Origin of the sequence: Oleidesulfovibrio alaskensis DSM 16109 (assembly GCF_000482745.1) — a bacterium.
GTDB lineage: Bacteria > Desulfobacterota > Desulfovibrionia > Desulfovibrionales > Desulfovibrionaceae > Oleidesulfovibrio > Oleidesulfovibrio alaskensis.
Map to the genome: position 1 here is coordinate 150,583 of NZ_AXWQ01000006.1, position 13,432 is coordinate 164,014.

The window sequence follows — 13,432 nt, forward strand, 5'->3', positions numbered from 1 at the left end:
GCCATAACTGCAGGAGGCGACAATGACCATTGATGTGGTTGGTCTCGGCATGGATGCCGACTCGCTGCCGGAATATCATACCGATGTTGTCGAAAGCGCTCAGGTTCTGGTGGGCGGCAAGCGTCAGCTGGCCCTTTTTGACGATCATCCGGCAGAAAAGCTGCTCATCACGGCGCCGCTGGGCGATATGCTGGAAAACATAGCCAGACTGGAAAGTCAGGGTAAATCCGTGGTGGTGCTGGCCGACGGCGACCCGCTGTTTTTCGGCATAGGTGCGCGCCTTGTGGATGAATTCGGACCGGAAGGCGTGCGCATATGGCCCAATATCACATCGCTGCAGGCTGCTGCCGCACGCGCCAAAGTGCCGTGGCAGGGCATCAGGGTGGTATCGCTACACGGACGCGACGACATGCGTCCGCTCATGCAGGCCCTGCTGCAAAGCCCGTGGGTCTGCGTGCTCACAGACGGCCGCAGCATTCCTTCGGCCATTGCCCAGTGGCTGCTGGACAGAGGCGCCGACTGGTTTTTTGTCTGGGTGTTTGAAAACATGGGACAGCCCAACGAGCATTTCGACCGCTACTCTCTGCAGGATGCCGTCAAACGCAGTTTTTCGTCACTGAATACCGTTCTCATAGAACGCAGAGGCGGCCCCGAGCGTGTGCTCGCCCCCGGCATACCCGACGACGAACTGCTGAGCGACGGCGGACTGGTGACCAAATGGCCCATACGCGCCGCGGGCATTGCCGCGCTGCGTCCTTCGCACGGCATGACGGTGTGGGATCTGGGAGCAGGCAGCGGTGCCATGGGCATGGAAGCCTCATGTCTGGTGGGTGAGGGCGTGGTGTGGTGCGTGGAACGCAAGGCGGCCCGCGTTGAGCACATCCGCGCCAACAGACGCCGCTTCGGGGCGCTGCAGGTTGAAGTGGTGCACGGCACTATGCCTGCCTGTCTCGACGATCTGCCCGCCCCTGACAGAATTTTTCTGGGCGGCGGACTCGGCTCCGGCGACGAAGTGCTGCATCAGGCATGCTCACGGCTCAATCCCGGCGGCCGCATTGTGGCCCACTGCGTGCTGCTGGGGTCTTTGAACCGTGCGCGGGAAGCATTCACCGCAATGGGCTGGCCGTACGAAATCACACAGGTGCAGTCTGCATGCGCCGTGCCGCTGGCCGGTGACCTGCGGCTGGACGCCAACAATCCCGTCTTTATCATAGCCGCCCAGCGTCCGGAGTAAGCCGTGCCGTACATCACCTCTGTCTTGTGCCGCGTTCTGACCATACTGTGGTTCGGTGCGGCCGTGGTGCTGGGTCCGGCACTGCAGGCCGCCGCTTCCGGCGCGGTGCCTCCTCCGCCTCCTCCGCCGTCCATCAAGGTGCCGCTGCCCGCAAAAGACAGTATTCCCTTTGTGGTGGCCGTGCATCCCTACCCGCCTTACACCGAGGCACGCGACGGCAGCCCGGAAGGCATGATGGTGGATATCGTGAAAATCGCCGCGCACCGGGCAGGCATGCGTGTCATTCTGCGGCAGGAACCCCTTGACCGCATTCCCGCATTGCTGCGCAGCGGAGAGGTGGATGCAGCATTTCCCCTGTACCGCACGGCACAGCGCGCTGAGTTGGGAACATTCTGCGACACGCCGGTCACCAATCCTGAAACCATAACCATATTCACGCGCCGGCTTTCCCCCTGGCAGTTCACCGGCAGTCTGCGCTCTCTGGCCGATACCCGCGTGGGCATAGTGCGGGGCCACAGTTACGGCCCGGAACTGGACAAAGCGCTGGAACAGGGCGTATTGCGCAACGTCACGATTTTTGCCGACTTCACGCAGTGCTACATGGCGCTGCTGGAAGACAGGCTGGATATCATGCCCATGGACCTGCTGCTGGGCAGAGAGCTGGCACGCCGCTACGGCACGCTGGGCAGCGTGGTGCAGCTGGCAGTGGTGGAACAGGTATTCCCGCGCATCGTCTTCGGGCCGGGAGAAAAACACGCCCGCATGGCACAGCAGTTCTGCAGCGGGCTGGACAGCATCCGGCAGGACGGAACGGCCCGGCGCATACGCGGCGTTTTCATCGGAACCTATTATGGAGAATAGCGTGACCGCAAACCCGGCGGACCCCAGAGTCTGGTTTATCGGCGCCGGTCCCGGCGACCCCGAGCTGATCACCGTCAAGGGGCAGAGAATCATCTCGCAGGCGGATCTGGTGCTGTATGCAGGCTCGCTGGTGCCGCCACAGGTGGTTGCCTGTGCCCGTCCGGACGCCGTGGTGGCCGACAGTGCGCCCATGAACCTGCAGCAGACACATGCCATGATACGCGAAACCGTGCACAGCGGGGGTCTGGTGGCCAGAGTCCACACCGGCGACCCGGCCCTGTACGGCGCCATCCGCGAACAGATGGCCCTGCTGGCGCTGGAAAACATCGCCTGCGGCGTTGTTCCCGGAGTCACATCAGCCTTTGCGGCAGCCGCCGCGGCAGGCGTTTCGCTCACGCTGCCCGAAATCACCCAGTCGGTGATCATCACCCGCGTGCAGGGGCGCACCCCCGTGCCCGAAGCCGAGCAGCTGCGGCATCTTGCACGGCGGGGAACAGCCATGGCCATATATCTTTCCGCCGCCCTGCCCGAAACCATAACCGAAGAACTGCGCGCCGGCGGACTGCCCGAAAGCACCCGCATCATCGCCGCATACAGGGTGGGCTGGCCGGACCAGCGTCTGGTGGAATGCACGCTGGCAACGCTGACGGACACCGTGCAGCAGGAAAAGCTCAACCGGCAGACGGTCTTTCTTGTCCTGCCAGGCAATTCCATGCATAGTGGTATACAGCACCCCGATGCAGCTTCACCGCCGTGTTCCAGACTGTATGATTCAGATTTTTCGCACGGCTGGCGCAAGTAACGGAAGCGCGGCACTGCCGCGCCGGTGCCTTTCTGACTGCGACTGAACCGAAAAACAGCACCTGCTGAAACCACCACGGAACGGAGGGGGACAAGACGCTCCGATTCCGGCCCAGCACCCACGGATAGCCGGAAACGACTCATGCAAGGAGACACACCATGCTGCAGCGCGTTTTCGACAGCATCATTTCCCCTTCCACCAGAGCGTTCTGGCGGGAATCACGCTCCAGCGGCCAGTCTGTTGCCGAGTTTCTGCACGGCTACATTTATATGCGCTGGCCCTATTTTTATATCGCCATGGGCAAGGGAACACACCCGCTGGCGAAAAAAATGGGGGAACCTCTGGCACGCATCGCCAATATGCTGGGGCTGTGGCGTCCGGATTCACCGGCGCAGGGCTCCGGCGGCTTTGCCGATACCTATCACGGAAAAACAATCCCCCCGGCCGCCGCACGCAAACTTATCACCGTCCGGCGCGAAATAACTGTCCCCGATCTGGAAAAAGTCATTCCCTATTCCATGGCGCGTGCCATCATTCTGCAGCATCCCGACCATATAGCCCTGCTGGACTGCCCATGCCGCCTTTCAGAACCGGATCACTGCACCCCTGTTGATGTGTGTCTGATTGTGGGTGAACCGTTCGCTGGTTTCATTCTGGAGCATCATCCGGAAAAATCGCGCCGCATAACCCAGCAGGAAGCGCTGGATGTGGTGCGCAGAGAAAACAGACGGGGCCATGTTTCGCACGCTTTTTTCAAAGAAGCCCTGCTGGGACGCTACTACGCCATATGCAACTGCTGCTCATGCTGCTGCGGAGCCATGAAGGCACACTTTGCGGGGCTGCCCATGCTGGCTTCCTCCGGTTATCTTGCACAGGTGGATGCCGGGGCATGCACAGGCTGCGGCGCCTGCGAAGCCAAGTGTCAGTTCAGTGCCATCAGGGTGCTTGAAACCACGGCGCGGGTGGACACGGCAGAATGCATGGGCTGCGGAATCTGTGAACTGCTGTGTCCCTCGCGGGCTGTCAGCCTGCGCCGGGCGCCGGAAAAAGGTCTGCCGCTGGAACCGGACAACCTGACCGGCACAGCGGCAGCCGTGACGGCGGACACCTGCTCCGCCGGTCGTGCCGACTGACCTGCGGGCCGCTCAGTCACCCGCAAAAAGGGGGGCTTCGGGCAGCGGAAGCCCTGCCACCCGGGCACCCATGGTGACAAGTGTGCGAATGGCGTGCATGCCTTCCGTCCCCAGATTCATGGAATAGTCGTTAACAAACGTCGCAATGTGGCTGTCAATGACGGAGTCGTCCAATTCCTGCGCATGGCGGCGGATAAAAGGCCTCAGCTGCTCCGGATTTTCCCGCGCGAAAGCAAGGCTGCGCCGGATGGCATCTTCCACCTGCAATGCTGTTTCCATACCCAGACTGCGTCTGACGGCAATGCCGCCCAGCGGCAGCGGCAGCCCTGTGGCCTGCTCCCACCATGCGCCGAGGTCAAGCAGCTTGACCAGCCCGTGGGCCTCGTAAGTAAAACGCCCCTCGTGAATGACCACACCGGCATCCACCTCGCCGCGGGCAACTGCGGGCATCACCTGATCAAAAATCATTTCGGGCCGCGGCCCGTGATGCATGCCGTGCAGCGAAAGCAGCAGGTTTGCGGTAGTCATGCGGCCCGGGATGGCAATGGCGGCTTCCGCCAGTGTTTCCAGCGGCACAGACTTTCTGGCCACCAGCACCGGCCCGCAGCCCCTGCCCAGCGCCCCGCCCGCGCGCAGCAGAACATACCGGTCCAGAATCTGCGGCATGACGGCAACCGACAACTTGGTGATATCAAGCAGTTCCTGCGCCGCCCGGGCATTCAGTTCCTCCACATCGGCCAGCCGCACTTCATAGTTGTGCGGCACCGCCACAAGCCCCTGCACCAGCGCACCGAAAATAAACGTATCGTTGGGACAGGGCGATATACCCAGACTGTATTGCTGCATCATTAATTCTCCGGAAAAAAAACAGTACCGCCCGCACCGCAAAAACACATCTGCCCTAAAGATTAGTCACACGGTTGACACCGCGCCGCTGCAGGCCGATACTCACCGGCCTGTGCCCGTGCGGCTTCCGGCCCTTTTCACGCACCGGCGCAAGGACGGAGGAAACCATGTTGAATGCCGACAGATACGCCATGCTGGGCCTTGGCGAGATTTTTGATAAAGTCACGGCGGGTGAGCGCCTGTCTCTTGAAGACGGCGAACTGCTGTACAACTGTCCCGACATCACCGCGGTGGGGGCACTGGCCCACCACGTGCGCACCCGCATGCACGGAGACAGAACCTATTATGTCCTCAACAGGCAAGTCAATTACACAAACATATGTGTGAACGGCTGCCTGTTCTGCGCTTTTCAGCGCGAACGCGGCCAGCAGGGGGCATATGTCATGCAGCCCTCGGATATCGTTGACCGCGTGCTGGACGACAAAGGCACCCCCTTCACGGAAGTGCACATCGTGGGCGGCTGTCACCCCGACCTGCCGCTGGAATGGTTTGAAGACGTCATACGCCGCATCAAGCAGCAGCGTCCCGAAATCGTGGTCAAGGCCTTTACCGCAGTGGAAATTGCCCACTTTGCCACACTGGCGGGCATCGGCACGGCTGAAGTGCTTGCCCGGCTGAAAGCCGCAGGGCTGGAATCGATGCCAGGCGGCGGCGCGGAAATTTTCGCCCCCCGTGTGCGTGAACGCATCTGCGCGCGCAAAGCCACCGCGCAGGAGTGGCTGCGCATTGCCGGCGAAGCCCACGGGCTGGGCATCACCACCAACTGCACCATGCTTTTCGGGCACATCGAATCCGTTGACGACAGGCTGGACCATCTGGACAGGCTGCGCCGTCAGCAGGACGTATCCGGTGGTTTCAACTGCTTCATTCCTCTGCCGTTCCTGACAGAAAACAGTCTGCTTAAACTGCCTGAAGACCGCAGAGGCGAACATGTGGGCCTGGACAGGCTGCGTACCATCGCCGTCAGCAGACTGCTGCTGGACAACATCCCCCACATCAAAGCCTACTGGGTCATGATGGGCATCAAAATGGCCCAGACCGCCCTGTATTTCGGTGCGGACGATCTGGACGGCACCATAGTGGAAGAACGCATCGGTCAGGAAGCCGGCGCATCTTCGGGTCAGGGGCTTACCATCAGCAGCCTGCGGCACATGATCACGGCATCGGGCTTTACCCCCGTGCAGCGCGATACGCATTTCAATCCTGTGGAGGCCACGCTATGAACGCCACTCTGACCCCGTTTGACGAACCGCGCCAAGTGCTGGACATCTGCGCCAAAGTGCTGGACGGCAGCCGCATAAACGAAGCCGAAGCGGCAACCCTGTACGACAGGGCAAACCTGTTCACGCTGGGACAGCTGGCCCATGCCGTGCGCATGGCAAAGCACCCCACAGCCGTTGTCACCTATGTGGCCGACCGCAACATCAATTATTCCAACATCTGCGTGTGTGCCTGCCGGTTCTGCGCTTTTTACGCCCCGCCCGGACACGAAGACGGCTATGTGCTGACCCGCGAAGAACTGGGCCGCAAAATTGAAGAAACGCTGGAACTGGGCGGCACGCAGATTCTGCTGCAGGGCGGGCACCACCCCGACCTGCCCCTTGCGTTTTACGAAGACATGATCCGCTGGATTGCGGAAACATACCCCGCCATCCATATCCATGCTTTTTCACCGCCTGAAATTGTCTTTTTTTCCGAACTGGAAGGCGTAACCATAGCCGAAGTCATCGAAAGACTGCGCGCCGCAGGGCTGCATTCCATTCCCGGCGGCGGCGCGGAAATTCTGGTGGACGAAGTGCGCGCACGCGTGGCTCCCAACAAATGCAGCGCCTCGCGCTGGCTTGCCGTAATGGAAGAAGCGCACTATCAGGGGCTGCGCACCACCGCCACCATGATGTTCGGACACGAAGAAGAACCCCGCCACCGGCTTGAGCATCTCTTCGCTCTGCGCGAAGTACAGGACAGAACCGGCGGCTTCACCGCCTTCATCCCGTGGACATTCCAGCCCGGCAACACCAACATCCAGCGCGACACCGAGCCTTCGCCCGCCTATCTGCGCATGCTGGCCACATCACGCATCGTGCTGGACAACTTTGACAATGTGCAGGCTTCATGGGTCACCATGGGCCCTCAAGTGGCGCAGCTGGCACTGCACTTCGGGGCAAACGACTTCGGCTCGCTGATGATTGAAGAAAACGTGGTGGCCGCCGCAGGTGTAAGCTTCCGCATGTCGCGGCAGGAAATCCACAACGTCATCCGCGCTGCGGGATTTGTGCCCCGCCAGCGCACCATGGATTACACCTACGTGGAAAACAGGCCGGAGGGCGACGCATGAGCCGCCCGGCGGAACAGAAACGCCCCCTGCGCATCGGGCGCATTTCGTATCTGAATGTGCTGCCCATATACCATTCGCTGGAAAAAGACGCAGCCGGAAGCGGGTACGAACTGGTATACGGCCCTCCCGCAGAGCTTAACAGACTGATGGCCGCAGGCGAACTGGACGTGGCATCCACGTCGTCCATAGAATATGCGCGCAACGCACAGCAGTATTATCTGGTACCCGACCTTGCCATCGGCAGCTGCGGCCCCGTCATGAGCGTCATCCTGCTTTCGCGCCAGCCGGTGGAAACACTGGAGGGCCAGACCATACTGACCACATCGCAGTCACATACGTCTGCCGCGCTGCTGCGCCTCATCATGCGCTACCATTACGGGCTCAACGTCACCTACCGGACAGGCTCCGCTTCGGAGCAGATACAGTCACACAATCCGCCCCAGGCCCTGCTGGCCATCGGCGACGAGGCTCTGCGGCTGCGCAACCACCCCATGTACCCGTACAGAGTTGATCTGGGCGAGGCATGGCGCCGCTGGACAGGGCTGCCCTTTATCTTCGGCGTATGGGTTGTCAGCCGCGATTCCGTTGCCGCCGGCCGCTTTGACACCGACCCCTGCGCCCTGCTGCAGGGCGGGCGCGACTGGGGCGCACAGCATATGGACACCATTCTTGATCTGGCCGCACGGCACGACTTTCTGAGCCGCGATGAACTGGTGGAATACTTCCGGGGACTGGTCTACACCATGGGTGAAGAGGCGCAGAAAGGACTGCGCACCTTTTACAGCAAGCTGGTGGAAGCCGGAGAACTGGAACGCGCCCCCGAACTCGTCTTTTACGACCATGCCGTCCACACGCGGCGGACCGCACCCTGACCGCAGACCGGAGGCCGCATGCCCGCAAGGAGCATGCGGCCTTTTTTGCCGGACACCCCATGAACAGTACCGATTCTCCGCCCCGTTCCACCGCGCCGCTCTGTGCCAGACCGCTCTGCGCCGGACCGCTCACGGTGCTGGGCATTGATGTGACCAGCGCACCCGGCAGGCGCAAACCGCTGGCCTGTGCCGCCGGAATACTGCAGGCAGACACCCTGCACATCGACCGGCTGCATGCCGTAACCGCGCTGCACGGCCTGCCCCGCCATACCGGCGCCAATACCCCGTGGCAGGCGGAAATGCTGCTTTGCGCCCCCCCTGCCAGTCTGGAGCATCTGCTCGCCCATAAGGGTCCGTGGATAGCCGGTTTTGATATGCCGTTCGGCCTGCCGGCCGCTTTTCTGCACTGGTGGCAGCAGGCGCAGCGCGACAGCCGCACACCGCTACGGAAGGCCGCGCCGCTTTGCGAACCGGCATCTGAGCTGCCCTGCTGGCAGGATTACGTCAGCAGTCTGGCGCAACTGGACAAGGAAGCTTTCCGGCAGACGATATATGCCTTTATGAACACCAGACCCGCAGGACACAAGCTGCCGCTGCGCCTTACCGACGCGCAGACAGCCGCCCAAAGCCCGCTGAGGCTCAATTATGTGCCGGTGGGCCGCATGTTTCATGCTCTGGTGCCGCTGCTGGCATCATGCGGCATCAACATACCCCTGCTGCGCCCCACAGCGGACAGCCGCACAGCCATTGAAGTATACCCTGCACTGGCGGCACGCGCGGTACTGGGCAACCCGCCCCGCTACAAAGACGGCACCGGAGCGCAACGGCAGCAGCGCACACAGGCGCGGGCCGCACTGCTGGAAGCATTGCCGGAATACTGCCGCACCATCGGGGGGCTTGCACTTTCGGTCCGCCCGCAACTGTATCAGACAATGCTGCAGGACACCGCAGGCGACTTTGCAGACGCGCTGCTGTGCGCCGTGCTGACGGCACTGGCGGTACGGCGGCGTGACGCGGGGATGCCGCCTGTCCCGCACCTGAGGATGTACCACGAGGGCTGCATAGCCCTGCAGGATATGTTCTGCCCGCCGCAGCCGCATGGTTCCGGCACCACAGCACCGGCCTGACAGCACGGCGGACAGCACGGCGGACGGCATCTCCTGCCCCCTGCCTGCTCCCGGTTCCGGCAAAGCCCCGCATAGCTCTTGTGTATACTTTTTTCTGTCAGCGCCATATGCCGCATAACGCATTAAAGCAGCATGTTACATAGCAAACTCCAGACAATGCCCAACAGAACCGGCAAAAAATATAAAAATAAATACAGAAAAAGTTTGACAGCTCCGAAAATTCGACATAAACATTGCACTTCAGTTTATACAGAGTGCTTTTCCGCAAGGGAAAGTGCGCCCCTTCCCCACTAGCATTTGCTTTTTTCCGGGGATGATTTCATTTCGGAGTTTTTAGTTTTGACCAAGAATATCTATGTCGGCAACCTTTCGTGGGAATGCACTGATCAGGACCTTCACGCCCTTTTTGCAGATTTCGGCGACGTAACTTCCGCTCGCGTTATCTCTGACCGTGAAACCGGCCGTTCGCGCGGCTTCGGCTTTGTGGAAATGGACGCCAACGGTGCCGCTCAGGCCATCGACTCCCTCAACGCTTCCAGCTTTCAGGGCCGCAACCTCAAAGTAAACGAGGCTCAGCCCCGTGAGCGCCGTCCCCGCTACTAAGCTTTAGCAGCGAGAGACTGTCTCGAATTCAAAGGCCGCATACGCGGCCTTTTTTTATGTCTGCCATACGGCGGCTGTACAGCAAAGCGCATCCGGCGACAGCTTGGTGTTGCTGCCGGATATCTGCCGGATATCTGCCGGATATCTGGCGGACCTGCCGCAAAACTGCCGGACTTTTGCTGAAAACTAATTTATTTCAGCAGGACAACTTCAGTACTATTTTTTCCCTGCAGCCTGAGCAACCATAAGCAGCGCCTCACGGCTGCAGCTTCATTCGCACAGGACGCGCGGCCGCAGCCGGAGCACAACCGGTCAGCACCCCGCAGCCTTTCGCAACAAAACTGATGACAAGTTATCCGCAGGAACAGCCGTGCGACCGCATCTGCCGCCCCTGTTCCTCCTGCAGAAGCGCGGAGCAGAGGCTGAAAGCGCCTTCACGCCGCAGGCACACACAAAAAACAGCCGCGGCATGCAAGCATCACCCCCGCCGGACTGCCGACGGTTCAAACCGCGGGGGGCGCATCTGCGTCGCACAGCTTTGTCATGGGCGTATGGCGGATTCCGTCGCGCTCCTGTTCCGGCCCGTCGGCTATGAATCCCAGCCTTGCGTACACGGGCACGGCATTGGGTGAAGAGTTAACGGTAAGCCGCCGGACGGTTCCGTTAAGCGCACGGCATTCTTCAAGAGCCGCGTCCAGCAGCCTGCGGGCAATGCCCCTGCGCTGCCACCGCGCGGCAGTAAACAGCATGACCACATGCCCACAGGCCCGCATTTCAATAATACCGGCCAGTTCATCCCCCATATACGCCACAAAAACCATTCCGCCGTCGGCTATGCGCCCCTGCAGCACATCAGGCTGCACAAAGGTATGAAAGTGCGCGGCGCCTGCGGCACAATATTCCGGCGCCACAAACTCATCAAAAACTTCGGCAATCAATGCGCACACAGCCCCGGCTTCGTGTGGCCGCATCATGCGCACGACAGGTGTTTGCGTGGTCTTCTGCATTTCTTCAAGGCTCCTCTGCGGCCTTACGGCGGCACGACCGGGTACTGTACACCCTGCAGGCAGCGTTTTGGCGTTCCGCAGCGACTGCCGCGCAGCACGTTATTTTTCCGGCGCGGTGCTCAGGCTGCCTGCCAGTTTCAATGCACGGCGGCGCTGCGCCGCGTTCTGGCCGGAAAGCCCCATCCATATGGCCACAATGGCCATGACAGCACCGGCGACCCCCAGCGGGCCGGTCGGTCGGTCAAAAAGCAGCACATCCCAGACAAACGAAAGCGTAGGTTGTGTCAGCATAACCAGACCGGCCACTGCTGCCGGCAGACCGGGCAGGCCGGAAGAAAGCAGCAGCCAGCCCACCCCCTGACACAGTACGCCGTATCCCAGAAGATACATGCCGTTCACCGTATCCGGAATGGCGAAGGATGCCCCCTGCAACAGAGTGCTGACTCCGCAGGCAGCCGCGGTGCACAGCGAAACCAGCGCCATGTTCATCATAACCGGCATCCGGCAGGCCATGCGTTGTGAACGCCGCAACAGCAGAATATACCCCGTGTACCATACGGCGGTCAGCAACCCCATTATCACACCCATGACAGTGCCTTCGGGCAGGTTGTCCACGTCCACCCCCACCAGCAGCCACAGACCGCAGACAGCCAGCGGCAGCGCCACCACAAGACGCAGTGAAAGCGCCTCGCGGAAAAAGACCGCTCCGGCAAAAGCCATGAAAAACACCTGAAAATTCCCGAGGATGGTGGCCAGTCCCGGCCCGATGTACAGGATGCTGCGGTGCCAGCATTCAAGGTCGAGCATAAAGAACACCCCTGCCCCCGCTATGGTGGCCAGCACCAGCGGTGACGTGCTCAGCCGTTCGCGGCGCCACAGAGCCACAGCCAGCAACGCCATGCCGCCGAAGAGCACTCTGTAGAACGCCGAAGCCGAGGGGGATGTTTCCAGCACATTCACGAACACGGCAGAAAAGCTGATCATCACAGCACCGGCCATCACACGCAGCAGCGCTTTCATATCAAGCTGATGCGCCGTTTCTCCTGCAGCCTGCGCGGCAGAACCCCGCAGGGCCGGAGCGCAGCCGCCTGTATCCGCTGTTTTGCCGCGTTCCGTGCCGGACGCAGAGCCATGCCTGTTTTCAGGGGATTGTGTACTCATTCACCCGTGATAGCCCGAGCACTCTTTTCTGGCAATGCCAAACGGCCGGCCCATACCCAGCCATGCCTAACCACCCCAAGGGCGGAAAAAAGCAGTACACCGCCGGTCACCGCCCCGAAAACAGAGCGGCTGCACAGCGCAAAAAAGCGTGACAACCGCAAGACACACGGTTGCGCAGACCGGCAAAAAGTGCGAACAGTTGCGCAAATCAAGATGCAACACCATGACAGAACAGTAAGAAAAGAAACACAGGAAGAGACGGCAGGCACATATGACGATGCGCCGGACAGCTGTGCCCGCAAGGATGCCGCAGGTGCAAAGCCTTGCGGCCGTAGTTGTGCAGAAAGCCCCCGGCACGGCAGTGCCGCATACGGGCAAAGCCGTCAAAAAAGCGGGACGCTCATTCTGTACGGGGGCAACCCTCTCCGCCGTCACCGGCAGGGGGTATCACATCGTCGCTGCTGTTGGCCACGCCGAAGGGAATGTGCACAGCGGGCAACACACGCGATGCCAGTTCAAGATGAGACTTCTGGTCATCAAAGAAAATATGCGGACGCAGCACTTCCAGTACCCGGCGTTTTTCAATACCGCCCAGAAAAAAAGCCTCGTTGACCACTATTCCCCAGCTGCGCATGGTGTTTATCACCCGTTCATGCGCGGGGGCATTGCGCGCCGTGGCAATGGCAATACGCAGCCGCGGTCTGTATTCCGGATCACTGCGCTGTTTTTCGCGCTCGCGCTGCTGGACCTGTGACAACTTGCTCAGAAAACCGGCCAGAGGTCCCCGCTTCAGCGGCACGGCTGCAAGCTTTGTCTCGTAGGCATGAAAGGCTTCCAGATCATGGTCGCGCTTAAAAACGCTTTCCGATTCGTCGTCCGCCAGCACGCCGTCAAAGTCAAAGGCAATACGCAGTTCGTGGTCGGCATCATCGTCATTGAAAGCGGACTCAAGCACCTGACCGGCAGGATACCCCGCCGCAATGGCTTCGCGCACATCGGTTTCGTTGGCGGAAAGAAAAAGACTTATCTCCAGCGCGGGAATGTATGCATGCGGCGGCTTGCCCTGCAGAAAAACCGCCCGCGTGATGCCCAGCCCGTGACTGGCGATGGACTCCATCACCCGCATGCCGGTGTCAGGGTCGTTCCGCGACAGCAGCACAACCTCCACCGGCGGGTCCTGAGGATTGAGCGCATTGAGCGAAAGAAGACGCCTGATGAACGGAAACGCCACCCCCGGCCGCAGCGGCTCGTGCTGTTTATCGCGCTGATACTGCCGGTATGCGGTTTCGCCGTGACGACGGAACACCGCGTCGGATTCTTCCAGATCAAACAACGCGCTGGACGCCAGCCCGACCACCAGTCTGTCTTTCAGCTCATAGGCCATGTGTCAT

The 13,432-nt window shown here is 60.9% G+C and carries 13 protein-coding genes; 9 read left to right on the forward strand and 4 right to left on the reverse strand.

What is annotated here, in order from left to right; translation table 11 throughout:
• The first annotated feature begins 22 nt into the window (after window positions 1-22).
• The 4 genes from H586_RS21015 to H586_RS0105770 all read left to right on the forward strand — a co-directional run bounded on the left by H586_RS21015 (window position 23) and on the right by H586_RS0105770 (window position 4,030).
• Window positions 23-1,234 (forward strand): bifunctional cobalt-precorrin-7 (C(5))-methyltransferase/cobalt-precorrin-6B (C(15))-methyltransferase, encoded by a 1,212-nt coding sequence (locus H586_RS21015; RefSeq protein WP_011366865.1) that lies wholly within the window; start codon window positions 23-25, stop codon window positions 1,232-1,234.
• A gap of 3 nt (window positions 1,235-1,237) precedes the next feature.
• Window positions 1,238-2,095 (forward strand): substrate-binding periplasmic protein, encoded by an 858-nt coding sequence (locus H586_RS0105760; protein ID WP_011366864.1) that lies wholly within the window; start codon window positions 1,238-1,240, stop codon window positions 2,093-2,095.
• The gene (gene cobM, locus H586_RS0105765; protein ID WP_051363880.1) at window positions 2,085-2,897 is read left to right on the forward strand and encodes a precorrin-4 C(11)-methyltransferase; all 813 of its coding nucleotides are present in this window, start codon (window positions 2,085-2,087) and stop codon (window positions 2,895-2,897) included. The genes H586_RS0105760 and cobM overlap by 11 nt, the downstream gene beginning before the upstream one ends.
• Window positions 2,898-3,055: 158 nt before the next feature.
• Window positions 3,056-4,030 carry a 4Fe-4S binding protein gene (locus H586_RS0105770; RefSeq protein WP_027181560.1) on the forward strand — a complete coding sequence of 325 codons (975 nt, stop codon included), beginning with the start codon at window positions 3,056-3,058 and terminating at the stop codon, window positions 4,028-4,030.
• A gap of 12 nt (window positions 4,031-4,042) precedes the next feature.
• Here H586_RS0105770 and H586_RS0105775 read toward each other — a convergent pair whose 3' ends face one another.
• On the reverse strand, window positions 4,043-4,879 hold the full coding sequence (locus H586_RS0105775) for a 1,4-dihydroxy-6-naphtoate synthase (protein ID WP_011366861.1): 837 nt from the start codon (window positions 4,877-4,879) through the stop codon (window positions 4,043-4,045).
• A 164-nt stretch (window positions 4,880-5,043) separates the two neighbouring features.
• On the opposite strand from H586_RS0105775, the gene mqnE reads away from it, so the two are divergent.
• From mqnE to H586_RS0105800, 5 genes are all read left to right on the forward strand, one after another.
• Window positions 5,044-6,159 (forward strand): aminofutalosine synthase MqnE, encoded by a 1,116-nt coding sequence (mqnE, locus tag H586_RS0105780; RefSeq protein WP_011366860.1) that lies wholly within the window; start codon window positions 5,044-5,046, stop codon window positions 6,157-6,159.
• Entirely contained in the window at window positions 6,156-7,271 is a 1,116-nt protein-coding gene (gene mqnC / locus H586_RS0105785) for a cyclic dehypoxanthinyl futalosine synthase (protein WP_011366859.1), read from the forward strand. The genes mqnE and mqnC overlap by 4 nt, the downstream gene beginning before the upstream one ends.
• Window positions 7,268-8,143 (forward strand): menaquinone biosynthetic enzyme MqnA/MqnD family protein, encoded by an 876-nt coding sequence (locus H586_RS0105790; protein WP_011366858.1) that lies wholly within the window; start codon window positions 7,268-7,270, stop codon window positions 8,141-8,143. The genes mqnC and H586_RS0105790 overlap by 4 nt, the downstream gene beginning before the upstream one ends.
• A gap of 59 nt (window positions 8,144-8,202) precedes the next feature.
• Window positions 8,203-9,270 (forward strand): DUF429 domain-containing protein, encoded by a 1,068-nt coding sequence (locus tag H586_RS0105795; RefSeq protein ID WP_027181561.1) that lies wholly within the window; start codon window positions 8,203-8,205, stop codon window positions 9,268-9,270.
• Window positions 9,271-9,609: 339 nt separating this feature from the next.
• Window positions 9,610-9,873: an RNA recognition motif domain-containing protein gene (locus tag H586_RS0105800; RefSeq protein ID WP_011366856.1), complete on the forward strand. Its 264-nt coding sequence runs from the start codon at window positions 9,610-9,612 to the stop codon at window positions 9,871-9,873.
• 503 nt (window positions 9,874-10,376) lie between these two features.
• Here H586_RS0105800 and H586_RS0105810 read toward each other — a convergent pair.
• The 3 genes from H586_RS0105810 to H586_RS0105820 form a co-directional block, all read right to left on the reverse strand.
• Window positions 10,377-10,880, reverse strand: coding sequence for a GNAT family N-acetyltransferase (locus H586_RS0105810; RefSeq protein ID WP_027181562.1), 504 nt, complete (start codon window positions 10,878-10,880; stop codon window positions 10,377-10,379).
• A 99-nt stretch (window positions 10,881-10,979) separates the two neighbouring features.
• Window positions 10,980-12,041 carry a DMT family transporter gene (locus tag H586_RS0105815; protein WP_027181563.1) on the reverse strand — a complete coding sequence of 354 codons (1,062 nt, stop codon included), beginning with the start codon at window positions 12,039-12,041 and terminating at the stop codon, window positions 10,980-10,982.
• 400 nt (window positions 12,042-12,441) lie between these two features.
• Complete coding sequence (locus H586_RS0105820; protein ID WP_011366853.1) at window positions 12,442-13,425, reverse strand: 5'-nucleotidase; 984 nt, start codon at window positions 13,423-13,425, stop codon at window positions 12,442-12,444.
• Window positions 13,426-13,432: the final 7 nt, after the last annotated feature.

Bases quoted from the DNA above. Each gene is read 5' to 3' on its own strand.
- H586_RS0105795 (WP_027181561.1), top strand. From the start codon at position 8,203: ATGAACAGTACCGATTCTCCGCCCCGTTCCACCGCGCCGCTCTGTGCC.
- cobM (WP_051363880.1), top strand. From the start codon at position 2,085: ATGGAGAATAGCGTGACCGCAAACCCGGCGGACCCCAGAGTCTGGTTT.
- H586_RS0105775 (WP_011366861.1), bottom strand. From the start codon at position 4,879: ATGATGCAGCAATACAGTCTGGGTATATCGCCCTGTCCCAACGATACG.
- mqnC (WP_011366859.1), top strand. From the start codon at position 6,156: ATGAACGCCACTCTGACCCCGTTTGACGAACCGCGCCAAGTGCTGGAC.
- H586_RS0105820 (WP_011366853.1), bottom strand. From the start codon at position 13,425: ATGGCCTATGAGCTGAAAGACAGACTGGTGGTCGGGCTGGCGTCCAGC.
- mqnE (WP_011366860.1), top strand. From the start codon at position 5,044: ATGTTGAATGCCGACAGATACGCCATGCTGGGCCTTGGCGAGATTTTT.
- H586_RS0105790 (WP_011366858.1), top strand. From the start codon at position 7,268: ATGAGCCGCCCGGCGGAACAGAAACGCCCCCTGCGCATCGGGCGCATT.
- H586_RS0105810 (WP_027181562.1), bottom strand. From the start codon at position 10,880: ATGCAGAAGACCACGCAAACACCTGTCGTGCGCATGATGCGGCCACAC.
- H586_RS21015 (WP_011366865.1), top strand. From the start codon at position 23: ATGACCATTGATGTGGTTGGTCTCGGCATGGATGCCGACTCGCTGCCG.
- H586_RS0105770 (WP_027181560.1), top strand. From the start codon at position 3,056: ATGCTGCAGCGCGTTTTCGACAGCATCATTTCCCCTTCCACCAGAGCG.
- H586_RS0105815 (WP_027181563.1), bottom strand. From the start codon at position 12,041: ATGAGTACACAATCCCCTGAAAACAGGCATGGCTCTGCGTCCGGCACG.